General features: G+C 43.1%; 22 protein-coding genes. 13 read left to right on the forward strand and 9 right to left on the reverse strand.

Annotation, left to right across the window (positions count from 1 at the left end; genetic code table 11):
* Window positions 1–14: 14 nt before the first annotated feature.
* Window positions 15–3,533, reverse strand: a complete 3,519-nt coding sequence (locus CRO21_RS01710) for a hybrid sensor histidine kinase/response regulator (protein WP_097078099.1) — start codon at window positions 3,531–3,533, stop codon at window positions 15–17.
* Between the two features lie 206 nt (window positions 3,534–3,739).
* On the opposite strand from CRO21_RS01710, the gene urtA reads away from it, so the two are divergent.
* The 7 genes from urtA (at window position 3,740) to CRO21_RS01745 (ending at window position 10,996) form a co-directional block, all read left to right on the forward strand.
* Window positions 3,740–4,978 carry an urea ABC transporter substrate-binding protein gene (gene urtA / locus CRO21_RS01715; protein WP_097078100.1) on the forward strand — a complete coding sequence of 413 codons (1,239 nt, stop codon included), beginning with the start codon at window positions 3,740–3,742 and terminating at the stop codon, window positions 4,976–4,978.
* A gap of 81 nt (window positions 4,979–5,059) precedes the next feature.
* Window positions 5,060–5,980, forward strand: a complete 921-nt coding sequence (gene urtB, locus CRO21_RS01720) for an urea ABC transporter permease subunit UrtB (protein ID WP_087619311.1) — start codon at window positions 5,060–5,062, stop codon at window positions 5,978–5,980.
* A gap of 21 nt (window positions 5,981–6,001) precedes the next feature.
* A complete protein-coding gene (urtC, locus tag CRO21_RS01725) occupies window positions 6,002–7,162 on the forward strand; it encodes an urea ABC transporter permease subunit UrtC (RefSeq protein ID WP_097077623.1) in 1,161 nt (386 codons plus the stop codon).
* Complete coding sequence (gene urtD, locus CRO21_RS01730; protein WP_087619310.1) at window positions 7,159–7,920, forward strand: urea ABC transporter ATP-binding protein UrtD; 762 nt, start codon at window positions 7,159–7,161, stop codon at window positions 7,918–7,920. Before urtC ends, urtD begins: the two co-directional genes overlap by 4 nt.
* A gap of 10 nt (window positions 7,921–7,930) precedes the next feature.
* Window positions 7,931–8,629, forward strand: coding sequence for an urea ABC transporter ATP-binding subunit UrtE (urtE, locus tag CRO21_RS01735; protein WP_097077624.1), 699 nt, complete (start codon window positions 7,931–7,933; stop codon window positions 8,627–8,629).
* A 196-nt stretch (window positions 8,630–8,825) separates the two neighbouring features.
* Window positions 8,826–9,866, forward strand: coding sequence for an aliphatic amidase (locus CRO21_RS01740; RefSeq protein WP_097077625.1), 1,041 nt, complete (start codon window positions 8,826–8,828; stop codon window positions 9,864–9,866).
* 23 nt (window positions 9,867–9,889) lie between these two features.
* Window positions 9,890–10,996 carry an AAA family ATPase gene (locus CRO21_RS01745; RefSeq protein WP_097077626.1) on the forward strand — a complete coding sequence of 369 codons (1,107 nt, stop codon included), beginning with the start codon at window positions 9,890–9,892 and terminating at the stop codon, window positions 10,994–10,996.
* 194 nt (window positions 10,997–11,190) lie between these two features.
* Here the strand turns inward: CRO21_RS01745 and CRO21_RS01750 are convergent, their stop codons facing one another.
* On the reverse strand, window positions 11,191–12,375 hold the full coding sequence (locus tag CRO21_RS01750; RefSeq protein WP_097077627.1) for an MFS transporter: 1,185 nt from the start codon (window positions 12,373–12,375) through the stop codon (window positions 11,191–11,193).
* Between the two features lie 12 nt (window positions 12,376–12,387).
* Window positions 12,388–12,822 (reverse strand): RidA family protein, encoded by a 435-nt coding sequence (locus tag CRO21_RS01755; RefSeq protein ID WP_097077628.1) that lies wholly within the window; start codon window positions 12,820–12,822, stop codon window positions 12,388–12,390.
* Between the two features lie 70 nt (window positions 12,823–12,892).
* Here CRO21_RS01755 and soxR point away from each other — a divergent pair, with 70 nt between their 5' ends.
* Complete coding sequence (gene soxR, locus CRO21_RS01760; RefSeq protein ID WP_171293962.1) at window positions 12,893–13,345, forward strand: redox-sensitive transcriptional activator SoxR; 453 nt, start codon at window positions 12,893–12,895, stop codon at window positions 13,343–13,345.
* Window positions 13,346–13,353: 8 nt separating this feature from the next.
* Here soxR and CRO21_RS01765 read toward each other — a convergent pair whose 3' ends face one another.
* Window positions 13,354–14,232, reverse strand: coding sequence for a S66 peptidase family protein (locus tag CRO21_RS01765; protein WP_097077629.1), 879 nt, complete (start codon window positions 14,230–14,232; stop codon window positions 13,354–13,356).
* Between the two features lie 54 nt (window positions 14,233–14,286).
* A complete protein-coding gene (locus CRO21_RS01770; RefSeq protein WP_097077630.1) occupies window positions 14,287–15,195 on the reverse strand; it encodes a DMT family transporter in 909 nt (302 codons plus the stop codon).
* Window positions 15,196–15,437: 242 nt separating this feature from the next.
* Between CRO21_RS01770 and CRO21_RS01775 the strand changes: the two genes are divergently transcribed.
* From CRO21_RS01775 to CRO21_RS01790, 4 genes are all read left to right on the forward strand, one after another.
* Window positions 15,438–16,565, forward strand: coding sequence for a Re/Si-specific NAD(P)(+) transhydrogenase subunit alpha (locus CRO21_RS01775; protein WP_097077631.1), 1,128 nt, complete (start codon window positions 15,438–15,440; stop codon window positions 16,563–16,565).
* Between the two features lie 11 nt (window positions 16,566–16,576).
* Complete coding sequence (locus tag CRO21_RS01780) at window positions 16,577–16,900, forward strand: proton-translocating transhydrogenase family protein (RefSeq protein ID WP_087619300.1); 324 nt, start codon at window positions 16,577–16,579, stop codon at window positions 16,898–16,900.
* Between the two features lie 24 nt (window positions 16,901–16,924).
* The gene (locus CRO21_RS01785) at window positions 16,925–18,373 is read left to right on the forward strand and encodes an NAD(P)(+) transhydrogenase (Re/Si-specific) subunit beta (RefSeq protein ID WP_378234919.1); all 1,449 of its coding nucleotides are present in this window, start codon (window positions 16,925–16,927) and stop codon (window positions 18,371–18,373) included.
* 163 nt (window positions 18,374–18,536) lie between these two features.
* Complete coding sequence (locus CRO21_RS01790; protein WP_228150337.1) at window positions 18,537–19,271, forward strand: XAC2610-related protein; 735 nt, start codon at window positions 18,537–18,539, stop codon at window positions 19,269–19,271.
* 223 nt (window positions 19,272–19,494) lie between these two features.
* On the opposite strand, the gene rsfS is transcribed toward CRO21_RS01790, so the two are convergent.
* From rsfS to CRO21_RS01810, 4 genes are all read right to left on the reverse strand, one after another.
* Window positions 19,495–19,896, reverse strand: coding sequence for a ribosome silencing factor (gene rsfS, locus CRO21_RS01795; protein ID WP_087619297.1), 402 nt, complete (start codon window positions 19,894–19,896; stop codon window positions 19,495–19,497).
* A 134-nt stretch (window positions 19,897–20,030) separates the two neighbouring features.
* A complete protein-coding gene (gene pta, locus CRO21_RS01800) occupies window positions 20,031–22,166 on the reverse strand; it encodes a phosphate acetyltransferase (protein WP_097077633.1) in 2,136 nt (711 codons plus the stop codon).
* 80 nt (window positions 22,167–22,246) lie between these two features.
* The gene (locus CRO21_RS01805; RefSeq protein ID WP_097077634.1) at window positions 22,247–23,422 is read right to left on the reverse strand and encodes an acetate/propionate family kinase; all 1,176 of its coding nucleotides are present in this window, start codon (window positions 23,420–23,422) and stop codon (window positions 22,247–22,249) included.
* A 422-nt stretch (window positions 23,423–23,844) separates the two neighbouring features.
* The gene (locus CRO21_RS01810) at window positions 23,845–25,110 is read right to left on the reverse strand and encodes a glutamate-5-semialdehyde dehydrogenase (RefSeq protein WP_097077635.1); all 1,266 of its coding nucleotides are present in this window, start codon (window positions 25,108–25,110) and stop codon (window positions 23,845–23,847) included.
* Between the two features lie 354 nt (window positions 25,111–25,464).
* Here CRO21_RS01810 and CRO21_RS01815 point away from each other — a divergent pair, with 354 nt between their 5' ends.
* A complete protein-coding gene (locus CRO21_RS01815) occupies window positions 25,465–26,799 on the forward strand; it encodes an alpha/beta fold hydrolase (RefSeq protein WP_097077636.1) in 1,335 nt (444 codons plus the stop codon).
* The last annotated feature ends 55 nt before the right edge of the window (window positions 26,800–26,854 follow it).

Consider the following 26,854-nt stretch of genomic DNA (forward strand, 5'->3'; position numbering starts at 1 on the left):
GCTCACTTTGTTCGTCAGTGTTTCAACTGAAATTCGTTTAAATCCTGTTTAACTGATTTCAAATCGTATCTGGCAGTATGTTGCAAAAGATTATCCCAAAGGGCTTGATCGTGAGGGAAATGCTGATGGCAATAACTTAAAAGCTGTTTTAACCCACGAATATATCCCTGATTGGCAAACACATTGAGCATGTTGATGGCATCACTGATGCTATTCGGCATTTCCATCGCAGAGATCGGAGAAATAATCATGTGTTCTCTGCCTAATTGCTGTGGATTTATGTTTGGTGTATTTGGTGAGACATTGTGATCACGCTGTACAGAATGGGTTGAATCCTGCTGTGTTTCAGCCAAGTCTAATGCTTCTGATGGTTGAGATGCTGCATCAATCCATTGGATATCCAGTTTGTCTCCGATCTTATTTAATAAAAGATTAAGGTCGACAGGTTTCACTAGAAAATCTTCATTTAAAATTTCGGTTTGTGGATTGGTGGTGCGTTCATTGGCATCGGCGGAAATAATTAAAATAGGTACATTGGTCATTTGATTGCGACGTAGAATTCGTGCTGTTTCCCAGCCATCCAGCGTGGGCATGGTCAGATCCATGAGAATCAGGTCTGGCAGAAACTCCGGCACTAGACCTAAGCAATGTAGTCCGGATTCGGCTTCTTCGACGGCAAAACCCAACGGTTTAAGAAAATTGGTTACCAGACCACGATCGACTGCTTCATTATCTACCACCAGAATTTTTCTGCGCTCACCCAGATAGCCAACAATATGATTACTATGTAGATTGGCAATCGGGTGAATCAGATCTTTGGACGGCAGATACAGTTTGATTTTAAAGATTGTTCCCTGATTCAACTGGCTTTGAACATTTAACTGGCCGCCTAGTAGTTCGGTTAAGAGTTTGACAATGGGCAAACCCAGTCCTGTGCCGGTAAAGCTGCTTTGCATGACATTGCTGCCGCGTTCAAATGGATCAAAAATACGTCCAATATCCTGCTCTGCAATTCCACAGCCACTATCTGCAATTTCAAAATATGCAGTTTGAAAACGATATTCCACTTTGAAGCGAACCCAACCCTTACTGGTAAATTTGAGTGCATTTCCCAGTAGATTAATTAAAATTTGTTCCAGACGTTTTTGATCTATACGCACATAGTTCGGAATATTGTCATGAATATGCGCATAAAATTTTAGATTTTTTTGTTCAAATTGTGGTTCAAACATTTTAATCATCTGTTGTAGAAAATTTGGAAACTGTATATCCGACATGTGCAAGGAAATTTTACCGGTTTCGATTCTGGCAAGATCGAGTAAGCCATCAATTAATGCTGTCAGGTGTTGGCCACTGCGACTAATGACACCCAATGCCATTTCACCCTGATTGGACAAATGTTCCTGTTTTTGAATCAGCTGGCTATAGCCGAGAATACTATTGAGCGGTGTACGAAGTTCATGGCTGATTCCGATCAAATAACGGCTTTTGGCGGCATTGGCGGTTTCTGCCTGTATTCTGGCATCCTGAAGTTGTTGATCGGTGATTTCATGGGCAGCAATCTCGTCAATCAGCAATTGATTCTGAGTGCTACTTTCCTGCTCGGCATTGCGACGGCTGACATCATTCAAAACTAACCACCATGCAGCGACACACATTAATAAGAATAATACGGCATATATTTTTACAAACAGCATGAAGATATGGTTAATCTCGGCGGTATTGGATGAGGCGAGTAAACTGGTTTCCTGAATGTAAACCAGACTTAGACATACAGCCAATACGATGCCCAGCACCACGGTCACCAGAATATATAGACCAAGCTGGCTATTTAATCGTGTGGCCCAGTTAGATGGTAAGAAGGTGTTAATAATCTGATTGAGCTGTGCAGACCAGCGACCGTGCGGCTTACATAGATCATGACAACGTGCTTCGAGCGAGCAGCATAACGAACAGATATTGCCGCGATAAGCCGGACAATCGGCAATATCGGCAGACTGATAATCATGCTGACAGACCACACAGGTTTTAATCTGTACAATTGACATCGGTGGTGGTGCAGTCCGCGCCAAATAATATTTCCCCTTGGTGATATAAGCAATGATGGGAACACACAGAAATGACGTTGCCAATGCAATAAAGCCAGCCAATGCTTTGGCATAATCACCGAATAAATCCAGATAGCATAAAATGGATAAAACTGAGGCAATACATAAGGCACCGACACCAACCGGATTAATATCGTATAAATATGCCCGTCGAAACTCGATGCCTTTGGGGCTAAGTCCGAGCGGTTTGCAAATGATTAAATCGGCGACGATGGCACCAATCCAAGCCAGCGCAATATTGCTATACAACCCCAGAACTCGTTCAACTGCATGGATAATGCCCAGTTCCATTAAAAGTATCGCAATACAGACATTAAACACCAGCCAGATAATGCGACCCGGGTGATTGTGGGTCAGTCGGGCAAAAAAGTTGGACCAAGCCAGAGAGCCGGCATAGGCATTGGTGACATTGATTTTAATTTGTGAAATACAGACAAAAATCAACATGAAAAACAAGGCGATGATTGGATTGTTAAAGACTTGTTGATAGGCGATCCAATACAGATAAGTCGGATTATTAATTTCGTCAAAAGGCACAAAATAATGTAAAGCCAGTACAATCAGCATCATGCCCATAAATATTTTGATAAAGCCAAAGATAATCCATGCCGGTCCACCCAAAAATACTGCCAAAGACCATTTCTTCGGATTTTTGTCAGCATCAGGCAAGAAACGCAAGTAATCCACCTGTTCCCCGACCTGAGTGATCAGGGAAAATACCAGTGTACATGCTGCCCCAAACGCCAGCACATTAAAGCTCAGGCTATCGGTTTGTTCACCAATAAAATATCGGCTTTCTTCAATTAGTCCCGGATTTTTCCAGAAGATAAAAAACCACGGCAACAGTAATAGAAACAACCAGATCGGTTGGGTAAAAGATTGGATTTTATTAATATAATCAATGCCACGAATTACCAGTGGAATAATGATGAGTGCAGAAATCAGGTAGCCCAAAGCCAGTGGAATATTGAGCGTAAGTTCCAATGCCATGGCCATAATTGCAGCTTCAAAGGCGAGAAAAATAAACGTAAAACTTGCATAAATTAGCGAGGTAATGGTCGAACCAATATAGCCAAAACCGGCACCACGCGTTAATAAATCAATATCGACATTATATTTTGCGGCATAGTAACTAATCGGCCAGCTACTGAGAAAAATTAAAATTGAAACCACAATCAGGGCGTAAAATGCATTGTAAAAACCATATTGCCAGATCATGGTTGCACCAATTGCTTCCATGGCCAGAAACGAAACCGACGACATGGCTGTATTGGTTACTGTCCATAATGACCATTTTCGTATCGATTTTGGGGCGTAGCGCAGCGCATAATCTTCAATACTTTCATCAATTACCCATGAATTGTATTCACGGCGTGTCGGGATAACACGCTGTGGGGCATGGGCTTTTGAGTCAGTTTTATTCATTGGTAGCAGAAATTGTGCAGGCGGTGGATGGACTATTGCCAAGCAATAACCATACCTTTTCTATTTAAAATTCTGAATCTGACAAGCCGGTGATATACGCAATGTAACGTATATACCCAATTCGGTTCTCGCAATAGTCTTGCTTCACAAGCACACATTGATCGACGTCAATGTGAATGAGCATGACACTTGAGGGGACTATGAATATGACCACAAACGTAAAATCTACGGCAAAAAAAGCATTGATCGCAGGCTGTCTGGCTGTTCCATTCCTAATGGCATCAGTATGGGGGAATGCGGCACCAGCAACCTCCGAGGTCAATAAAACCAAGTTAAAAGTTGACGATAAATTTGTTTATGTCGGGCAATTACACTCATCAACAGGCACCATGGCCATCAGTGAAACAGGGTCCATTCAGGCAGAACGTCTGGCGATTGAACAGATCAATAAAGCGGGTGGTGTGCTGGGGCGGCAGATCAAAATTGTTCAGGAAGATGGTGCCTCCGACTGGCCAACTTTTGCGGAAAAAGCCAGAAAATTAACCGAGAGAGATCGTGTGGCCGCAATTTTTGGTTGCTGGACATCAGCATCACGCAAGGCGGTGTTACCAATTATCGAACGGAATAACTCATTATTATATTATCCGACGTTTTATGAAGGTCTTGAGCAATCCAAAAATGTGATCTATACCGGTCAGGAAGCAACCCAGCAGGTACTTGAATCACTGAATTGGCTGGCACGCGAGAAAAAAGCCAAAACCTTCTATCTGGTAGGTTCAGATTATATCTGGCCACGGACCACCATGAAAATTGCCCGTACGCATATCGAAAAAGTGCTGAAGGGTAAAGTGGTTGGGGAAGAATATTATCCGTTAGGCAATACCCAGTTTGGTTCACTCATCAATAAAATGAAACTGAAAAAACCGGATGCGATTGTTGCTGCCGTGGTTGGTGGTTCCAATGTGTCGTTCTATAAACAAATGAACGCAGCAGGGGTGACTGGTGCCAAACAAACCTTACTGACTTATTCGGTGACAGAAGATGAATTGCTCGGTATTGGCGGTGCCAACATGGCAGGCTTCTACTCTTCAATGAAGTATTTCCAAAGTCTAAATAATCCAAATAACATCAAATTTGTACAGGCCTTTAAAGCCAAATATGGTCCAAAAGCAGTGGTCGGTGATGTGACACAGGCGGCATATCTTGGTCCTTGGTTATGGAAAGCTGCCGTTGAAAAAGCAGGTAGCTTTGATGTTGATAAAGTGGTGAAAGCATCACCGGGCATCGAAATGAAAACAGCACCTGAAGGCTATGTGAAAATTGATGCCAACCATCATTTGTGGAGTAAAGCCCGAATCGGTCAAGTGTTGCCAACAGGTCAATTCAAAGTGGTGTATGAGTCCAAAGGTCTGATCAAACCAAACCCATTCCCTAAAGGTTATTAATCCTTGTCTGATGAGGAGTGTCTGACATTCCTCATGCTCTATTTCGTTTAAAAATTTAATGATTGGCTGGGAGGAATTGCGATGGATTTTAGTCTATCTGAATTCGGTGCAATATTTGCCATGCAGGGCTTTAATGGTTTATCAGTTTTCTGTGTTTTGTTACTGATGGCGCTGGGACTTGCGATTATTTTCGGGCAAATGGGTGTCATTAATATGGCACATGGTGAATTTCTAACCATAGGTGCCTATACCACTTATGTCATTTCAACCCTGACAGAAAGCTATCTGCCGCAATTGATGTCGTACTATTTTTTTGTTGCCATTATTGCGGCATTTTTGGTGGCAGGGTTTATCGGTTATCTGGTGGAACGGCTGATGATTTCGCATCTGTATCATCGACCACTTGATACATTGCTGGCAACCTGGGGCTTAAGTCTGGTGATGCAACAGGCATTTCGCTCTATTTTTGGTCCAAAAGAAGTAAGCCCGACGTTACCTGACTGGTTGATGGGTTCTTACCAGCCGACAGATACTATTGATATTCCTATTAATGGTTTATTTTTGGTGGGTGTGACCATTGCAGTGACAGCTTTTGTTTATTTCTTGATGTATCGCTCACGCTGGGGCTTGCAATTACGTGCGACCAACCAAAACCGTTTTATGAGCAATGCAGTGGGTATAAATACCAAAAAAGTAGACCGCATGACTTTTGCTTTAGGCTGTGGTTTGGCAGGCATTGCGGGTGCTGCTTTTACCACGATTGGTTCAACCGGACCAACCGCAGGTTCACTCTATATTGTTGATACGTTCCTAGTGGTGGTATTTGGTGGTGCTGCAAGCCTGATCGGTACAATCGCATCAGCCTTTAGTATCGCACAGGCGCAATCCATTTTGGAATTCTTCCTTTCCGGCTCAACTGCGAAAGTTCTGACCTTGTCGACAGTGATCATTATTTTAATGATGCGCCCTCAAGGTTTGTTCTCGATCAAAGTCCGTAAATAAACATTCAGTGAGGGAATCGTAATGAAAAATTCATTGAATAGTCTGTTGGGTGGTAAAGAAGGTGCCATTGGTTTACTTATTTTGGCTGTGTTGATGCTTCTGGTCATGCCGATGTTTCTCGATGTTTTCCGGCTCAATTTGATGGGGAAATATCTAACCTATGCTTTTGTTGCCATTGGTCTGGTGTTGTGCTGGGGCTATGGCGGTATTCTGAGTCTGGGACAAGGGATTTTCTTTGGTATTGGCGGGTATTGCATGGCGATGTTTTTAAAACTTGAAGCCTCGGATATGCAAAGTACTGCTGCACAAACTACACCGGGGATTCCGGATTTTATGGACTGGAATCAGATCACCGCTTTACCTTTACTTTGGCAACCATTCCATAGTTTTAGTTTTACCATTTTTGCCATCATTGTGATTCCAATTTTACTGGCATTTATCATTGGCTTTGCCATGTTTACTCGCCGGGTGGGTGATGTGTACTTTTCCATTATCATGCAGGCCATTGCCGCAATACTCACCATTCTGGTGATTGGTCAACAAGGTCTGACGGGTGGGATTAACGGGATTACCGACTTAAAAACCCTACATGGCTGGGACATTCGTACCGATGAAGCAAAATACGTTTTGTATTATATCAATGCCTTGTTATTGATCGTCGTGATATTACTAAGTCGTTTTGTCTTGAGTTCAAAATTGGGACGTTTGTTATCTGCCATGCGTGACAAGGAAGAGCGAGTACGTTTTTCCGGTTATAACGTTGCTATGTATAAAGTCTTTATTTTCTGTTTTGCAGCGGTAATTTCTTCTATTGGCGGGGCGATGTTTACGCTACAGGTCGGCTTTATGTCACCAACTTTGGTGGGCATTGTGCCCTCAATTGAAATGGTGATTTTTGCCGCTGTTGGTGGTCGCTTATCCATTCTTGGTGCTGTATATGGTGCTGTGATTGTGAATCTGGGTAAAACGTATTTTTCCGAAGCATTCCCGGATTTATGGCTATATTTGCTAGGCGGGCTGTTTATTGTGGTGGTGATGTTTTTACCGAATGGTTTGGCCGGGTTATATGAAAAATATGTCCATCCGCTTTTCTTTAAACGCAAAAACAACGTACAGACCAAAGTTACCAAAGAGAATACATCTGTTGCAGCAAGTCAGATCGATACAGGAGGCTCCAAATGAGTAAGGCAATTGGCGTTGAAATGAAAAAACCAGTATTGGTGATTGAGGATCTGACAGTGTCTTTTGACGGCTTTAAAGCCGTCAGTGACCTGAACTTCTATGTCGATGCCAATGAGGTTCATGTGGTGATTGGTCCCAATGGTGCAGGCAAAACCACAGTATTGGATTTGATTTGTGGCAAGACCAAAGCCACTGCGGGGAAAATACAGTTTAAGGGACAGGAGTTAACCAAACTCAAGGAATATGAGATTGTACGGGCAGGAGTCGGACGAAAATTTCAGAATCCATCGATTTATGAAAATTTGACAGTGTATGAAAATCTGGAAATGTCTTTTCCGCGCGGACGCAATGTCTGGGGTTCATTATTTTTTAAGCGCAGCCATGATGTGGATGATCGAATCCATGAGGTGGCAGACAGTATTTTTCTGACGGATTTTCTCGATACGCAATCTGAATTGCTGTCACATGGACAAAAGCAATGGCTAGAGATTGGAATGCTGCTGATGCAGGACCCGGAACTGTTAATGCTGGATGAACCGGTTGCCGGTATGAGCGTGTCCGAGCGAGAAAAAACGGCTGTATTGCTGAGACAAATCAGTACAGGACGTTCGGTACTGGTGATTGAGCATGACATGGAGTTTGTCAAATCAATTGCCGATAAGGTGACGGTACTGCATCAGGGAAAAATTCTGGCAGCAGGAAAAATGGATGATGTACAACATGATCCAAAAGTGATTGAAGTCTATCTGGGACACTAAGGAGACAAATATGAGCGGATTATTTGAAATTCAATCTTTACGTTCTGGATATGGTCAGAGTGAAGTCATTCATGATGTGAGTCTGACGGTACAACCAAAAGAAATTGTTGCCGTTATGGGGCGCAATGGTATGGGGAAGACCACATTCTTTAAAACCCTGATCGGTGCCATTAAAAACACCTCGGGTGAAATCAAGCTCGATGGTAAAAATCTGGAAAAAATGGATGCATTCAAGCGGGTACAAAATGGTGTGGCTTATGTGCCTCAGGGACGTATGATTTTTGGCACCATGTCTGTACTGGAAAATATTCAGACCGGATTACCTGCTTCGGCACATGGACGTGTCCCTGATGATTTATATGAGTTATTTCCGGTATTGTGGGAGATGCGCAAGCGCAAGGGCGGCAATCTGTCAGGTGGTCAACAACAGCAATTGGCGATTGCACGGGCGCTGGCCACCAATCCCAAGGTATTGTTACTGGATGAACCGACGGAAGGGATTCAGCCTTCAATTATTAAAGACATTGCAAAAACATTAAAGCAAATCCGTGATCAACGGGATTTGACGATTATTGTTTCCGAACAGGTACTGAGTTTTACCATGGCCATGGCAGATCGTTTTCTGGTGATTGATAAAGGTCAGTTTGCCTACGAAAATATTCGTGAAAATGTGGATGAAGAGACCATTAGCAAATTTTTATCTGTTTAATCGAGCTGTAATTTGCTGTTTTAATAAAACGCTGAAACTGGCTTTTAGACTTTTATTTTAATCCTTGTATTTACAGGGATTTTTTATTTATATATTCATCAAATGATACCTCTATACGTAATTTTACGTATTTCTAGCGACAATTTTTCACTGCAAAATCCAATCACAGCGTAATTTTTTGATACGGGAAAAAATGATGAGACATGGTGATATTTCAAGCAGCCCTAGTACCGTTGGTGTAACGGTTGTGAACTATAAAATTCCACGCCTGCATAACAAGGCAGAAGTACTGGACAATGCAAAAAAAATTGCAGAAATGCTGATTGGTATTAAACAGGGTTTACCGGGCATGGATTTAATCGTGTTTCCTGAATATAGCACCATGGGCATTATGTATGATCATGATGAAATGATGGAAACTGCAGCGACCATTCCTGGCGATGAAACTGCAATTTTTTCTGCGGCATGTAAGCGAGCCAATGTCTGGGGTGTTTTCTCCATTACCGGTGAACAGCACGAACAACATCCACAGAAAGTGCCCTATAACACGCTGATATTAATTAATAATGAAGGTGAAATTGTACAGAAATATCGCAAGATTATTCCATGGTGTCCGATTGAAGGCTGGTGTCCTGGGGATACTACATATATGACTGAAGGGCCAAAAGGCATCAAAATGTCACTGATTATCTGTGATGATGGGAATTATCCGGAAATCTGGCGTGACTGTGCCATGAAAGGTGCCGAGTTGATTGTCCGTTGTCAGGGTTATATGTATCCATCGAGTGAACAACAAGTCCTCATGGCAAAAACCATGGCATGGGCCAATAATGTCTATGTGGCAGTTGCCAACTGTACCGGATTTGATGGCGTCTACACTTACTTTGGTCGTTCTGCCATTGTTGGTTTTGATGGTCGTACGCTAGGTGAATGCGGTACCGAAGAAAATGGTATTCAATACGCGCAGTTATCTATTCCGGAAATTCGTGACGCACGTCAATATGATCAGGCGCAAAATCATCTATTTAAGCTGTTGCATCGTGGTTATACCGGCACATTTAATAATGGTGATGGCGATAAAGGTGTTGCAGATTGTCCATTTGATTTTTATAGAACATGGGTGCTGGATGCACAAAAAGCACAGGAAAATGTGGAAAAAATTACCCGCTCAACCATTGGTGTAGCAGCATGTCCAATCGGAAATCTTCCTCATGAAGGTTTAGAGAAAGAAGCTTAAGTTCTGGTGGAGAGGATTGCATCATGACATTTGCCAGTGACAGACTTCAACATCAGCAAGACGTTTTGGCTCGACAACAGTATGATCAACAGGGGCAGCAACAGGCTGCCCGCACTTCACGCTTTAAGTTTGAACCCCAGCAACTGATGCAAATGCTAAGAACCAGAATCGTGGGACAACCGCATATTCTCGATGCACTTGAGGATATGCTCAATGTGGTGAAGGCAGATTTTAACCATCCGGAACGACCTTTGTCTGTCACCATGTTGCTGGGACCTACAGGCGTAGGCAAAACCGAAACAGTACGGCTAATCAGCGAGGCAATTCATGGTCATGCCCATGCCTTTTGCCGGATCGACATGAACACACTGGCACAAGAGCATTATGCGGCAGCACTGACGGGCGCACCGCCTGGTTATGTTGGGAGCAAGGAGGGCAACACTTTATTTGACATCGAAGCCATACAAGGTAGTTTCTCCAAACCCGGCATTGTACTTTTTGATGAAATTGAAAAAGCCAGTACAGAAGTGGTTCGTGCCTTATTAAATGTACTTGAAACGGGGACATTAACATTAACCGCAGGAACAAAATCCATAGATTTTCGTAACTGTATGATTTTTATGACCAGTAATGTTGGTGCAAAAGAGAGTCAGGCCAGATTGCAGTTGCTCAATAAATTTCCTGCCCGTATAGCCGATATTGCACACCGCCTTAAGCTGGATGATCGTGAGATGACCAAGCGGGCACTCAAGCATAAATTTGATCCAGAATTTCTCAATCGTATTGACCGTATTTTGTATTATCAGGCGATCCAGTCTGATGAGGTACAGCAGTTAATTGCGATAGAACTAGAGAAATTAAATCGCCGTTTAAAACGTCAGGGCCGTGCGGTGACATTATCGGATTCAGCTGCACAATGGTTGGCCAAAGATCATGATATCAGCTATGGCGCCCGAGGTCTGGTCAGAAAACTTAGAACACATCTGGAACCTATTCTGGCACGTTATTTTCTAACACATCCCGAGGTCGGACAGGTCCGTATTAGCTTAAAACAACAACAACTTGTGGTAGAGCGTGGCGCTGCAGATCAGAATATTTTAGATCAACAGCATAAACATTGCAGTAACTGATGTGGTGCTCTGGGGGAGGGCATTCACATCATGACAACAGGGGAGGAAGCGATAGGAAAATAAAGGCTCAAACAGGGTTTGAACAGCGATAAAACTAAATCTGGGCTAATCGGCAGAGGATCGCCGATTGCCTCAGGTTTAAACATAAAATTGAAAACTAAATTGAAATAATGACTCACCCCATCTAGTGCTAATTATAAACGTTTTGGATATTTAATCAGGTCAACAATTGCAAAGCTACCACTGAGCAAAGCTAGACCTATCCCCACCATACAGGTCATTACCCAACCACCCTGATTCCAAGCAAAAATACCCAGTGCCGAGCCTGATGCTGCGCCGATAAAATATAAGGTCATATAAATGGAATTTAACCGGGACTTAGCATCATCCCGTAACTGATAAATAATATTCATATTGGTAATGTGCAACATCGAAATGGCAAGATTAATGGTGGTAAAACCAAGAATAAATGCCACCACATAATATTGACTTAGATAAATAAATATCCAGCTCGACAATAATATCAGAATGCCGAATATCGTCAGTTGTCGTGCATAGCCTCGATCAGCCAGTTTTCCGGCAAATTGTGCAAAAACTGCACCAACAATCCCGGTCAAACCAATTAAACCAATCTGAAAATCGGAAAAATTAAACGGTGATCTGGACAATAACAAGGCCATGGTGGAAAACAAGGTGCTCATTGAGGCAAAAGCAAATGCACCTACGCCGGCACGGATGCGTAAACGCGGTTCTGAACGAATCAGTTCAAGCATGGTGCCAAACATGGCAACATAACGCAGTTGAATGGTGGCAGTATGAGGTAAACGGGGACGAAGCAGTGCAGTTAAAATCAGTAAAATAATGGCACTGAGCCAATATACCGTATTCCAAGCAAATAAATTGGAGAATAATCCAGCCAGACTGGTTGAAAGTAAAATCCCGATAAATAAGCCGCTCATCAAAAAACCGATGACGGCACCGGTTTTTTTAGGTTCCACCAGTGCAGCAGATAAGGGAATCAGTACCTGTGCAGCAATGGTAAACAGGCCGGTCATGGCTGTACCAAACCACAGCATATAAATATTCTGGGCAAATGCACTGATCAACAATCCAACCGCAGCTAGACACATCAATAAGGGAATAAAAATATGTTTTTTGAGCAAATCACCCAGCGGTACCAGCAGTAATAACCCAAGCGCATAAGACACCTGAGCAAAAGTCACGGTGAGTTGTGCCTGTGCCGAACTGACTGCAAAATGTAGTTGAATCGAATGAATCAGCGGCTGATTAAAATAATTTGCACCTGCACATAAACCACATGCCGCAGCCATGAGCCAGAGTGTTGCGGTTGTTAAACCGGTCTGAGAAGAGGTCGCCATATTTTTGCCTAATCAATGTGGGGTAAAGCGGTATGCAGTGGCATCAATTTCAATCAGCATATTGGGTAATGCCAGCGATTGTACAGGAATTAAAGTACAGGCTGGAAAACGATTCTGTTGAAAATAGTGTCGCATGCACGCAATGAGTTTGAGATGCTTTTGCCGATCATGCTCAACCACCAGAATTGTCATTTTTGCGATATTTGCCCAGTCAAGTTGAGCTATGTTTAATGCCTGTTGAATATTATAAAATACGCCATCGCATTGCTGCTCAAATGAAAAGGGCATATGGCCAGACAGGTGTTCACCACCTTGTCCTGCAATATGGATAATTTCTTCCACATCTTTTAAGCGAATACGGGTCATGTGTGAATAGGCATATTGTGTTGGATCATAAAGTGTTTTTGGATTTTCGATCTGAATCAGGCTTTTTGTATGGTTTAACATGAGAAAGATAGTCAGTTTTAAAAATTGTTGCTAGTATCAAAGCTCAAGCTAACTTGAGGTCAAGACTTTTTTGCAAAAAACAGCACAGGATTTAATGACGATTGGTGATGTGGCAAAACGTAGTGGTTTAACCGTTTCGGCCATTCGTTTTTATGAAGAGAAAGATTTGATTCAGAGTATGCGTACCAATGGCTATCAGCGTCGTTATGCACGGCATATGTTACGCCGTTTAGCATTGATTAAAGTTGCCCAGCGCGTGGGTTTATCTTTACAGGATATTCAGCAGGCCTTTCAAGATTTACCTCTAGGTAAAGCACCGAGCAAGGCAGATTGGCAAAAGATGTCTTCTCGCTGGCAACAGCAACTCGAAGAAAAAATTCAGCTTTTACAAAATATGCAAACTCAACTAGATTGGTGTATTGGTTGTGGTTGCTTATCACTGGATAATTGCCCATTGCGTAATCCGGAAGATGTTTTTGCTCAGGATCCACAAGCCCATGAATATTGGGAAGAAATAGAGTAATAAATATTTTAGATGACCAAATGCTTAGGATCAATTTCTCCAGTTTTCCCAATCCAGAATGGACGATTACTTTCACCATGACCAAACCAGTCACCCAGATACGTGGGAATTTTGAGTGGATCTAGATGTTCTGCAAAAATTTCGGCAATACTTTGCGGTACATTTTTTTGTGGACAGTGATAGAAATCACCTAATACTACAGCTTGAAGATTTTTTAAATCAATACTTTGCAATAGCTGTATCAGTAAGCGTTCCAGCCGATAATACGGTTCACCGACATCTTCCAGCAATAAAATACTGTGTTGATCCAGTCGCAACGCCCAAGGTGTACCTTGCAAACTGCATAAGGTGGCCAAATTGCCGCCTAGTATTTTCCCAGATATGGTTTTTGTCGATTGTGCATGTGTATTAAGAGGCTGAACTGGATAATGATTTTTTTGTTGTTGCAACACAGGATTGAGTAAAGCCAGCACTTCCTGCGCATTACTGGAAATCTGCATGACGTCATTAAGATTTTTAACGGCAATTTCCTGAAAAACCGGTGCATGCAAAGCCTGCCCGCCCAGTCTTGCCACCTCATTGAGTAAAACAGTACTGTCAGAATAGCCAATGATGGGTTTATTTAAAATCCAGCGATCCAGATAAGGTAATAACTGTGCCGCACCAGTACCACCACGGCCACACCAGATTGCGCCAATGTTCGGATCCTCACAAGCCTGTTTTAAATCACTGATACGTTGCTCGATACTGCCTGCCAGATAACGATGCTGGGCAAAAATATGTGGCGATAAAATTGCATTTACAGCAAATTGTTGTAAATGTTGCTGTGCAAGTTGAATCGGTTCTGCATCTACACATGCACTCGGGGCAACGACCTGAATATTCATAGCAAATAAAGTCAAAATTTCAATGGGGATAGTGTGGCATAAACAGCAGAGGACTCAAGTTTTTTTGCTGGAAAAGCTCACTATCAAGACACCGATAATATTGAGGGCACAGCCTACCCATTGCCAGCCATTGAGTTGTTCATTCAAAAAGATGACAGCCAGAATAATGGTAAAAATTGGCCCGCCTGCACCAATCATTGCCGCCCGTGATGGGCCAATGTGGACAATACTTTGCATCAGTAAAATTGTGGGTAATACCGTGACAAAAAATCCCAAGGCAATCCCATAGCCATAAACAGCCACGGGGAGTGACATTAATGTGGTGACCGGATGTGATGTGGCAAGCATATAGTGCACAATGGTTCCGAGACAGGCAACGGTCATGGCCAGTCCGGTAAACCGCCACGAACCAAATCGCTCAATCAATCGGGGTGTCATTAATAAATAGGCTGCAAAAGCAATCGCACTGGCAAAGACCAAACTTGATCCCAGCCAGATATTTTGACCAAAACCTGTACCATGGTGCTCGGCCAGCATTACAATCACTGTACCACTATAACTAAGCAAAATAGCCAGCCAGATTTTTAAGGATAATTTGTGTTTAAAAATGACTGTTGAGGCTAAAACTGTTAGCGTTGGATATAAAAATAAAATAATCCTTTCTAATGAAGCACTAATGTACATCAAGCCAACAAAATCCAGCCAACTGGCAAAGTAGTAGCCTAATAGACCGGCAAAAACTAAAAGCAGCCAATCCTTAAGCAAAAGATTGTTTTTATGCTTTGGAGCGAAATAAATCAGCAGGATAAAGAAAGGCAGGGCAGTCAACATGCGTAGAGTAAGCAGGTTGGTGGCATTGACCAAGGGAGACAGTGCATAGGCTTGCTTGATAAAAATTGCTTTACTGGCAACCAAAAAGGCTGCGATTAACGCAAAGCTGGCACCCCAATGTAGAGATTTCAAGAGTCTATCCTTATACGAGGGTACTTATTTTAATGGGGCAAACCTTAAAATTATAGGAAATTTTAGTTTATTTTAGCACTATGATTTATGAATGAATGGTATTTATTATCTAAATAATGGGTAGTATTTATTTTTGAAATCATATTAGAATCGATCATCGAATATTCATAATGGGGGAAGTATCTCGTGCTGATACAGTACGGATGATACTTTGACTACGTAAATTAGCTTGAGGAATGCTCATGCAGATCGGAATCCCAACCGAAACCCTCACGGGTGAACACCGTGTGGCAGCGACACCAGAAACAGTAAAAAAACTGACCAGTGCCGGACATACGGTAGTGGTTGAACGTGGTGCCGGTGTAAAAGCCGCTTATATCGACAGTGCTTATGAACAGGCAGGTGCTAAAATCACCGACAATGCCTATCAGGGCAGTCAAATTGTATTGAAAGTTCGTGCACCACATGGCGACGAAATTTCACAATTGGAAGCCAAAAGTATTGTTGTGGCAACGTTTGATCCCTATCGCAATCCGGAACTGGATCGTTTTGCCAGTCAGAATGTCTCTGCATTTGCGCTTGAATTATTACCACGAACTTTATCCCGTGCGCAAAATATGGATGTGTTGTCATCTCAGGCAAACCTGTCAGGTTATAAGGCGGTGTTGCTTGCTGCAAATGAATATCAGCGTTTATTCCCCATGTTAATGACTGCTGCCGGTACGGTAAAACCTGCCCGCGTGGTGATCATGGGGGTTGGCGTTGCCGGTTTGCAAGCGATTGCCACAGCAAAACGTCTTGGCGCAGTGGTTGAAGCAACCGATTTACGTCCAACGGCCAAAGAGCAGGTTGAGTCTTTAGGTGGAAAATGGCTTGACGTACCCATGTCGGCAGAAGAGCAACAACGGGCGGATGATGCGGCTAAAAATGGTTATGGCTGGACCCCGGGTGAACAATATATTCAGGATCAGGCAGCGATTGTCGATAAGGCAGTTTCCAATGCCGATATCGTGGTAACAACAGCTTTGTTACCCGGTCGCAATGCACCACGTTTAATTCATGCGGCAACAGTGGCCAAAATGAAGCCCGGTTCGGTCATTCTGGACATGGCGGTGGAAAGTGGTGGTAATGTTGAAGGCTCCAAGGTCGGTGAAACCGTGAGCACTGAAAATGGTGTCAAGATTCTGGGTGTGCCGAATATTCCTTCGACAGTTGCTACTGAAGCCTCGGCACTCTTTGCACGCAACGTATTGAACTTCATTGAAACTTTATTTGATGAAAATAAAGTATTAAAACTGAATCAGGACGATGAAATTCAAAAAGCATTATTGGTCACGCATGGCGGTCAAGTCCTGCTGAAACGTGGTTAGGGAGATTCCTCATGGTTGAAACGATTACAATTTTCGTGCTTGCCATCTTTGTTGGCTATTACGTGGTTTGGGGGGTTACACCTGCATTGCATACGCCATTGATGGCGGTGACCAATGCCTTGTCCTCGATCATTATTGTGGGTGCGATGATTCAGACGGTTGGATTGCCTGTGCTGGGTGTCGAGGGCAGTGTGGCATTTCAAAGTATTAATGTGGTCAGTGTGCTAGGTGCAATAGCAGTCTTTCTGGCAAGTATCAATATTTTTGGTGGCTTTGCCGTGACGGCACGCATGCTGGAAATGTTTAAGCCAAAGCAAAAGAAAAAAGAGGGATAACTGATGGAGTTTATTCATGATTTTATGAAAGGCTATGCGGATTGGTTCTACCTGATCGGTGCCGTACTCTTTATTTTGACCTTGCGTGGTTTATCTGGACCAAAAACAGCGATTGCCGGTAACCGTTACGGTATGATCGCCATGGCGATTGCCGTGATCACCACATTCTTTGTTGCCGATCATCCAGTGATCTGGATGATTGTCGGTGCCATGGTGTTGGGTGCTGTGGTGGGGATTGCCCGTGCCCGTACCGTACCGATGACGCAAATGCCGGAAACTGTGGCACTGATGCATTCATTGGTGGGATTGGCAGCAGTTCTAATTGCCATCGCTGCGATTCTGCATAACAACCAACTGCTTGCCTTGTTTGCAGAAAATGGTGCGGCACTTGATATGGCAGGCGTACAACATGCACACATGAATAAAGTCCATTTATTTGAGTTGTTTGTGGGTTGTTTTGTTGGTGCGATTACCTTTACGGCTTCAGTCTTTGCTTATGGTAAACTGGCTGCGAAAAAATGGGCCAAAACCATCTCGGGTGGCTGGGTTAAACCGGTGCAAGCGATCATCTTTCTGGCAATGCTGGTCTGTGGTTTCTATTTCTTTACTACAGGCAACATCAATGCCTTCTGGGCGATGACTGTATTGGCACTGGCATTTGGCTGGGTGTGGATTGCCCCGGTTGGTGGTGGCGATATGCCGGTGGTGGTGTCTTTGCTGAACTCTTTCTCGGGTTGGGCAGCCGCAGGGATTGGATTTACCCTTGAAAATAACATGCTGATTGTTGCTGGTTCGCTGGTTGGTTCTTCCGGTGCAATTCTGTCCTATATCATGTGTAAAGCCATGAACCGTTCCATCATCAATGTGTTGTTTGGCGGTGCGATGGGCGGTGCAGCAGTTGCCAGTAGTAATGCTGGTGGTGAACAGGTACAGCGCAACTATCGTTCCGGTTCTGCCGATGATGCTGGCTTCCTGATGTCAAATGCCGACAGTGTGGTGATTGTGCCGGGTTATGGTATGGCACAGGGCCGTGCGCAGAATGCAGTGAAAGAACTGGCCAACGTGCTTAAAGAGCAAGGTGTCAAAGTCCGTTTTGCCATTCATCCGGTTGCAGGTCGTATGCCGGGTCACATGAACGTTTTGCTTGCCGAAGCAGATGTGCCTTATGAAGACATTCTGGAAATGGACGAAATCAATTCCGACTTTCCGGCAACCGATGTGGTGTTGGTGATCGGGGCAAATGACGTGGTTAATCCGGCCGCCAAAGATGATCCGAGCTCACCGATTTATGGTATGCCGATTCTGGAAGCGCATAAGGCACGAACCATTATGGTGATCAAGCGTTCCATGGCAACAGGTTATGCCGGACTGGACAATGACTTGTTCTATAACGAAAAAACCATGATGGTATTTGGTGATGCCAAGAAAGTAGTTGAAGATATGACCAAAGCCATTAATGGTACCGGGCATTGATAGCTGATTGAGAATATAGCACTATATTAAGCCATCTTCGGATGGCTTTTTTATGGAAAATTTAATAAATGCTGTTATCTGAAAAGTCGTTTAAATCGTTTATGGATAGACATGCGATTGTAGGAAAAATATTTAAGACGAAGATTTTTATATTGATAATGATATGTTAAAAATGGGTGATGATTTGGATGGCATGAGGGGTAGCAACATGATATTGAAGCTGATGATTGGCATAATGTGTGTGGGATTGTTCTCCATTGCTCAGGCTGAATCTTTTTTGATTACCGATGCTTCCCAAATTTATGATGTTCGTATTGATGTAGCATGTGAAGAAGATAAGTGTGGCGGTGAAGCAAAGATTGTCTTATACCAAAAAGGCAAAACAAAAGTTTTTCAGCAATTTGCATCCGAAGATTTAAATTTCTATTTACCCGAGGATCGGCAGCCGACTTTAGGTGAAACGCCAATGTATGGCGATCAAAGTGGATTAATGTTTGGGGATTTTAATTTTGACGGCACTGAGGATATTGCCATTCGCAGTGGTAATAATGGCCCCTATAATGGTCCAAGTTATGAGGTTTATGTTTATCATAAAAATAGAAACAAGTTTGTGTTTAGTCAGGAATTAAGTGATTTAACCTATGAAAACTTGGGTATGTTTCAAGTCGATCCAAAACGCCAGCGAATTATTACATTTAGTAAAGGTGGATGTTGTTATCATGCAAAACGGGAATATGCTGTCCTACCCCAAAAAGGTTTGGTTTTAGTGTCAGAATCAATAGAAGATGCCATGAGAGGTGATGATCAGGTGGCAATCATTCAGCGTGACTTAATTCGTGGTCGCTGGAAAGAAACCGTAAAGTTATATCCTTTGAAAGATATTTATCCTGATAATTAAATATGAGGTTGTGCCGCAAAAGGGTTTATTGTTAAGTCGAGAATATAGCGAAGTACTGATGCTTTCCGGGGAAGACGTAAAAATCATCGACCACAATTTGATAAACGGGCATTGGCAAGAACACATCAGATACTATCCGATAAAATAATATCGTGAGATAGAGAGACAATAAGGGAGGGGAATATGCGATCAATAAAGATCGCATATTGAGTAACGCAGAGATTTAACTAAATTGTTCTGCTGGGGCTGGACGCCACAGACTTTCTAAGTCATAAAATTTACGTGTAGTGGGTAACATGACATGAACGACGACAAAGCCGAGATCAATTAAAATCCATTCGGCATCACGTTCACCTTCAATTCCAATTGGACGAAAACCGGCTTTACGTGCTTCTTCTGCGACATTGTCGGCCAGTGCTTTGACATGGCGTGTAGAAGTGCCACTCGCAATCACGATGGCATCGGATACACTGCTGATATTCGAAACATCGAATTCAATGATATCTTTTGCTTTAACATCAAGAAGAGCTTCTTGAACAACATGTAAGCATGTTTTAATTTGTGAATGTTTATCTGAAACTGCATCTAAACTAGGTTTATGTGCGGGCGATGGTTCAATATTCATAAAAGGAAAAAAATCCTGAGATTGTGTCACTGTCTACTATAAGAGCATTTGTATAAAAAATCAATTGATGATTTATTCATCAATTGATTTTTTTAGAGATATGGCGATGTCAAACATCGCCGCCTAATCAGATATTAACTTTGTGTTGCTTGAATTGCAGTCAGGGCAATGGTAAATACGATGTCATCTACCAATGCACCTCGAGACAAGTCATTGACCGGTTTGTTCAAGCCTTGCAGCATCGGACCAACGCTGACCACATTGGCAGCACGTTGTACGGCCTTGTAGGTGGTATTACCGGTATTTAAGTCTGGGAAAATAAAGACATTGGCCTGACCGGCAACTTTGGAATTCGGTGCTTTTTGCTTGCCGACACTTTCCACCGAGGCAGCATCATATTGTAATGGGCCATCTATCAATAAATCCGGACGACGTTGCTGTGCGATCTGGGTGGCTTGACGTACTTTGTCAACGCCTGCACCTGCACCGGAATCGCCGGTTGAATAACTGATCATGGCAATGCGGGGCTCAATACCAAAGGCCAATGCAGAATCGGCAGATTGAATCGCAATTTCAGCCAGTTCTTCGGCATTTGGATCCGGGTTGATGGCACAGTCACCATAAACATAAACTTCATCTGGTAACAGCATAAAGAAGATAGACGATACCAGTGAATAGTCAGGGGCGGTTTTAATCAGCTGGAATGCCGGACGTACGGTATTGGCAGTGGTGTGAACTGCACCGGAAACCAGACCATCGACTTCGTCCAGTGCCAGCATCATGGTGCCGAGTACCACGGTATCTTGTAATTGTTCATTGGCCTGTAAATCGTTGAGTTTACCTTTACGACGTTCAACCATGGCGGAAATATAGTTTGCACGGATATTGTCAGGATCAATAATTTCCAGATCAGCAGGCAATTCAATATTACGTGCTTTGGCAACTTCCTGAACTTCTTCTGGTTTTGCCAGCAGTACGCATTGGGCAATACCACGATTTTGACAGATTACCGCTGCCTGTATGGTACGCGGTTCGGCACCTTCTGGCAGGACAATACGTTTTTTTGCTGCAATAGATTTTTGTACCAGTTCATGACGGAAGGCAGAAGGGGACAGGCGTGGTGTGCTTTCAATATCACATTCCTGTTTTAACCAGTCAAAATCAATATGGCTGGAAACAAAACGGGTGACTTGCTCGGCACGTTCGATATCATCAATCGGGACTTCATTGGCAATATTCTGAATATTTTGCATGGCTTGAAAGCTGTCCAGAACGGTAGACATAACCGGTAAGCCTGCTTTATAGGCTTGCTGGACGAAGCCATGAATTGCAGTGTCAGGATTGTTGTGGCTATTGGACAATACAATCCCTGCAAGCGGAACGCCACTAAGCGCGGCAACACTACTTGCCAGAACCACATCACTACGATCACTGGAGGCAACCAGCAGTTCGCCTGCCACCAATTTATCCAGTTCATGTTCAATACGGCCACTGATCAGTGTGCTGTGCTGTACACGGCTTTGCGCAGCATTTCCTTCATTGATCCATGTTGCCTGAATGGCAGCGGCAATATCCAGTGTACGCGGCACACTCAAGGTCGGGCTAAACGGCACCAGACCGATAATCGGAAATTGCTGGCTACCTAATAACGGAGAAAAACGTTGTAAAGCAGAGGTAAAACCTTCAATCTGGCTGGTTAAACGTAACCCCTGATCTGTTGCCACCGGGATTTGTGCATTTTCGGCAGATAAACCTTTGCTGCGCATAAATAGCACGCCAGCGGTACGATGTGCATTTGCACCACCAAACGGACGTAAATGGCTATCGACAATCTCTGCGGTTAATTCGGGATTGTTCAAATCTGCGGTGCTGATAAGAATCACCCGTGCATCCAGTGCTTGTGCCAACGCTGCATTCAGTTGAGAGGTATAGCTTTGGCTGGCATTTGGCACCAGACCTTCTACCAACATAACTTCATGATCTTTAGAAACATGGCGATGCAGGCTGACCACTTCTTCGAGGAGTTCATCCATTTCACCAATGCCGACCATATGACTGGTTTTTTCATGGCTAATTGGATTGACTTGCGGACGTTGATAAATATGGGAAATTAGTGCGGAAGTTCGGCTAATACTATTGTTTTTTTCTTGCGCAAATGGTTTTAAAAAGTTGGCTTTTACGCCGATACAATCAAAAGCCTGTATCATGCCCAGGCATGCAGAGGTCAGTCCAATCCCTTCAGCTGTCGGTACCAATAAAAATGTTTTCATGAAATCTTCCTATTTTTTCTAACAAGATAGGTGCATATAAAAATGCACCTATTGAATTTTAACGATCAAAATGTTTTGAATTATGCGGTTTCAAGTGCATTTAACGCAACCTGCCTAGTTTCCTGTGCAATACGACTTTCTTCGTCGGTTGGAATGATCCAGATCATTGGACCTGTACCTGCATCGATGCGGATTTCCTGACCACGAGTTTTATTTTTTTCACTGTCCAGACTAAAACCAAAGTGCGGTAAAGATTTGATTACTTTCTCGCGGATATAGGCGGAGTTTTCGCCAATACCACCGGTAAAGATCAAACCGTCGATTTGTGGTAGCGCACAGCTCATTGCAGCAAGTGATTTGGCCAGACGATAGACAAACACTTCAATGGCCAGCGTCGCATCATGATTTCCCTGTTCTGATGCGTCAATCAGGGTACGCATATCATTGGAAAGACCGGAAAGTCCCAATAAACCACTTTCACGATTAAGCATGCGATCAATACGGTCCAGATCCCAACCCAGATTTTTTGCTAAAAAATGATGCAGACTCGGGTCAACATCCCCACTACGGGTGCCCATACACAGCCCTTCAAGCGGGGTTAAACCCATGCTGGTATCCAGACTTTGTCCATTCCATACGGCACAGGTTGAACTGCCATTCCCCAAGTGTGCAATCAGCCAGCCGCCCTGATTTTTTTGACCAGCCAGTGTCGATGCTCGTTCGCTGACATAGGCATGACTCGTGCCGTGGAAACCATAGCGACGTACACCATGTTCTTCATATAGCTTTTTCGGAATCGCATAATGGTAGGCTTTTTCCGGCATACTTTGATGGAATGCTGTGTCAAATACAGCAACCTGCGGTAAATCAGGATACATTTTTAAGGTTGCATCAATACCGACCAGATGTGCAGGATTATGCAAGGGTGCCAGCGCAGAGGTGGCTTTGATATGGTCAATCACATCCTGATCAATCAATTGTGCTTCAGTCAATTCACCACCATGGACCACACGGTGTCCAATGGCATCGAAATGAAATTTCTTCAAGCGTTCCATGGCAACTTCAAGTGCCTGTTTATGATCTGCCTGACCGAGTTCGACTTCAAATTTTTCCTGACCTTCGGTGATCCCTGAAATACGTGCATTTGGCGTACCCAGATTCTCTGCCAGACCGTAAATACGGTAGTCATGATCGTCAAGTAAAAGTGCATATTTAATGGAAGATGAACCACAATTGATTACAAGTATATTAGACACAGTCAGTTATCCCTAAAAAAACAAAACTTTCAAATCTTATGTAGGTCAATCTGCTATTGGATAGAATATCAAATGACCTACGTTCCATAGGCGTGTTATGGACTGGTAATGTAATCGTTCCCGGTCAGAACGAGTCCTATTAAACATGCTCTGGTAAAATGCGACAAGCTAGACTTTGGGTGATTAGACTTTAGCATCATTTAAATTTTTAGGTTCTGGATTTTTTGTTACTAATTATTTGTTATAAAATATTATTTTTAATTTTAATAGGGATTAATTCTTGTATGAATACCCTAAAAACTGAATAAATCCATGTCATTATTATGGCTTTATTAGACTTAAGCCGAACATTGAAACCCGTTTCGCATATAAAAAAGTCCTAAAGCAATACTTTAGGACCCGAAAAATACAAAAGAACGGCTTTATTGACGAATTTGCCCATCGCCTAAAACAATCCATTTCTGTGAAGTTAAACCTTCCAGTCCCACTGGACCACGGGCATGGATTTTATCGGTTGAAATCCCGATTTCTGCACCAAGACCATATTCGAAACCATCAGCAAAGCGTGTAGACGCGTTGACCATGACTGAGCTGGAATCGACTTGCGTCAGGAATTTACGCGCCTGAGTATAGTTCTCGGTAATAATGGCATCGGTATGATGTGAACCATATTGATTAATATGTGCAATTGCCTCATCAATATCGGCCACCACTTTAATCGCCAGAACAGGACCCAGATATTCGGTGTACCAGTCTTCTTCACTTGCTGCCTTGATTTCCTGACCCAGAATATTGCGTGTCACTGGGCAGCCTCGAAGTTCCACATTTTTTTCTGCGTATAGTTCGCTAATCAATGGCAAAAATTCTTCTGCCACAGGTGAATCCACCAGCAGCGTTTCCATCGCATTACAAACACCGTAACGATGTGTTTTGGCATTGAGAGCAATCGGCAATGCCTTGTGTAGATCAGCCTGACGCTCTACAAAGACATGGCAGTTACCATCAAGATGTTTAATCACAGGAATACGTGCTTCACGACTAATGCGTTCAATCAGGCTTTTGCCGCCACGTGGCACAATCACATCCACAAATTCCGTCATGGTAATCAATTCGCCTACAGCGGCACGATCACTGGTTTCAATCACCTGAATAGCCTGTTGCGGTAATCCCGCGATTTTTAAACCATGTTGAATCGCCTGTGCGATGGCTTTATTTGATTCAATGGCTTCGGAACCGCCACGTAAAATGATGGCATTACCGGATTTGAGCGCCAGTGATGCAGCTTCCAGTGTGACATTTGGACGGGACTCATAAATCATGCCGATCACACCTAGCGGCACACGCATTTTACCAATCTGAATACCAGACGGGCGATAGGCCAAATCCGTAATTACACCAATCGGGTCTGTCAGTGCAATCACATCTTTGAGTCCGTTTAACATCGCCTGAAAGCGTGCAGGCGTCAGTTCTAGTCGATCCAGTAATGCCGGTTCAAGCTGTTTGGCATGACCATTGTCCATATCAATTTTATTGGCAGCAAGAATAAAGTGTTGGTTATTCTCTAGTGCAGTATAAATTTCTGATAATGCATTATTTTTTGCATCAGTCGCCAAGCCCGCCAATTGGCGCGAAGCAAGACGCGCCTGCTTTCCGATTTGCGACATATAGTGTTGAATAGACTCACTCATGATTGACCCAAAAATTTTTTGATGAATGACATGTGATAAAAATCACTTAGAAACTTAAAGTTAGAAATCTAAAGAAAGAAACCTAAAAAAGTTTGCTGTTAAAAAACATACCATATGCAGTTTATCAGACTTTATGAAAATCAAGACACTTTCAATATTGATTATGTTATAGTTAAACGAAATATAAAAGAGCCGTGTTGATCAAAACAGGAAAAGGAATCTTGCTTTGGTGGTCAGATTGAGTCAATCAGCACGTCGATGTAAACAATAACAAGCCTATATTTACGTTGAGATGACGTTAAATAAAGGAGCAATCACTTGTATAAATGACTTATACAAGGCTGGGAGGGCATAGTGAATAGTATTGCTAAGGATCGGGCAAAACAATCTATTGAGATTAATCCAACAGATTTTTTCGAGTTATATCATCGGGATGTATTTAAGCAGCCAGTCAGGGAGTTTTGGTTAGACGGTTGGAAAGTTGAATATTTGGCGATTGCAAAGTCCGAAACCATACATAAAACACCGATTGTCATTGTTGGTGGGGCATTTCAAAACTTTAATTCTTATAAATATTGTGTTGAACAATTATTTCAATGTGGGCCAGTGATCCTGATCGACTTACCGTCAATGGGTGCCAATCAACAAATTTACAATAAGGACAGCGGCGCTTCGGCAGCAATTCTGGAGCTTCCCGATTTATCGCATATGCTGGGGATTTGGCTTGATGCCATGGGAATCAGAAAAGTCTCCATGATGGGCATGTCCTTAGGCTCTGTAGTGGCTTCACATTTCGCTGATCAACGCCCGGAATTGGTTGAACGTATGGTGTTGATGGGCGTGATGCAAAAGACCCGACCCAGTTGGCGCATGATTCTGGAAGAATCGTTAAAGCTGATGCAGGAAGGTCGAATGCAGGAGTTTGGGCAGGCCGTGATTTTGTATCTGGTCAACCATGCCAAACTGGATCAAACGCGCATGTCACCCACAGCAAAGCGATTGTTTTTTCAGCAAATGTCGGAATTTACCACGACAGAACAATTACGCTATGAAATCAATTGCAATCGCCTATTACGGTTACATAGTGTGCCTGCACCGAGCTGTAAAGTGCTGGTGGCTGCTGGGCAATATGACAGTTTTACTCTGCCATTTGAAAATGCCCATTTTGCCTTGCAATGTCCGGATATGGAATTTGCCCTGATTGCGGGTGCTGATCATGTACCACAATTGCAACGTCGTAAAGAAACCATGAATTTGTTTAGTGCTTTTTTACGTGGTGATCCAATCCAGCATCTGGAAGGGATTATTCCGATGTCCCGTGCCCAGATGCATTTAATGGAACGCCGTGGAGAAGAGCGTATCAAGGTCAAACAACCACATACTTACATGTCTTATCGTCATTCGGATTTGACTGCAAACGTAGATATTATCAACATCAATTTTTTTGGTGTATTGCTTGAGATAAAAGACGTGGATAAAACACAGCAAGTTGCCCGCTATGCAAGAGATATGTCGTTATCTCTGACGGATGAGCAGGGCGAATTTTCGATTGAATGTTTGATTTTTGAGTTGAAAGCACATCAACTGCGAATATTATTTAAACATGGCAGTTTTGAGCTTGCAGAGCGTTTATTGCGATATATTGCCGCACAAAAACAGGCGATAGAACAAACAAAACGATCTGTTTAATCCGTTTTGGCTTATGGTGGATGTGAAATGCTACATACACCATAAGCCTTGACCC

The organism is Acinetobacter puyangensis (assembly GCF_900096995.1).
In the GTDB taxonomy this organism is placed as follows: Bacteria; Pseudomonadota; Gammaproteobacteria; order Pseudomonadales; family Moraxellaceae; genus Acinetobacter; species Acinetobacter puyangensis.

Bases quoted from the DNA above. Each gene is read 5' to 3' on its own strand.
- urtB (WP_087619311.1), top strand. From the start codon at position 5,060: ATGGATTTTAGTCTATCTGAATTCGGTGCAATATTTGCCATGCAGGGC.
- CRO21_RS01790 (WP_228150337.1), top strand. From the start codon at position 18,537: ATGTTAAAAATGGGTGATGATTTGGATGGCATGAGGGGTAGCAACATG.
- urtA (WP_097078100.1), top strand. From the start codon at position 3,740: ATGACCACAAACGTAAAATCTACGGCAAAAAAAGCATTGATCGCAGGC.
- CRO21_RS01750 (WP_097077627.1), bottom strand. From the start codon at position 12,375: ATGGCGACCTCTTCTCAGACCGGTTTAACAACCGCAACACTCTGGCTC.
- CRO21_RS01775 (WP_097077631.1), top strand. From the start codon at position 15,438: ATGCAGATCGGAATCCCAACCGAAACCCTCACGGGTGAACACCGTGTG.
- CRO21_RS01785 (WP_378234919.1), top strand. From the start codon at position 16,925: ATGAAAGGCTATGCGGATTGGTTCTACCTGATCGGTGCCGTACTCTTT.
- CRO21_RS01740 (WP_097077625.1), top strand. From the start codon at position 8,826: ATGAGACATGGTGATATTTCAAGCAGCCCTAGTACCGTTGGTGTAACG.
- CRO21_RS01765 (WP_097077629.1), bottom strand. From the start codon at position 14,232: ATGAATATTCAGGTCGTTGCCCCGAGTGCATGTGTAGATGCAGAACCG.
- CRO21_RS01755 (WP_097077628.1), bottom strand. From the start codon at position 12,822: ATGTTAAACCATACAAAAAGCCTGATTCAGATCGAAAATCCAAAAACA.
- urtC (WP_097077623.1), top strand. From the start codon at position 6,002: ATGAAAAATTCATTGAATAGTCTGTTGGGTGGTAAAGAAGGTGCCATT.
- CRO21_RS01780 (WP_087619300.1), top strand. From the start codon at position 16,577: ATGGTTGAAACGATTACAATTTTCGTGCTTGCCATCTTTGTTGGCTAT.
- CRO21_RS01745 (WP_097077626.1), top strand. From the start codon at position 9,890: ATGACATTTGCCAGTGACAGACTTCAACATCAGCAAGACGTTTTGGCT.
- urtD (WP_087619310.1), top strand. From the start codon at position 7,159: ATGAGTAAGGCAATTGGCGTTGAAATGAAAAAACCAGTATTGGTGATT.
- rsfS (WP_087619297.1), bottom strand. From the start codon at position 19,896: ATGAATATTGAACCATCGCCCGCACATAAACCTAGTTTAGATGCAGTT.
- pta (WP_097077633.1), bottom strand. From the start codon at position 22,166: ATGAAAACATTTTTATTGGTACCGACAGCTGAAGGGATTGGACTGACC.
- CRO21_RS01710 (WP_097078099.1), bottom strand. From the start codon at position 3,533: ATGAATAAAACTGACTCAAAAGCCCATGCCCCACAGCGTGTTATCCCG.
- CRO21_RS01810 (WP_097077635.1), bottom strand. From the start codon at position 25,110: ATGAGTGAGTCTATTCAACACTATATGTCGCAAATCGGAAAGCAGGCG.
- urtE (WP_097077624.1), top strand. From the start codon at position 7,931: ATGAGCGGATTATTTGAAATTCAATCTTTACGTTCTGGATATGGTCAG.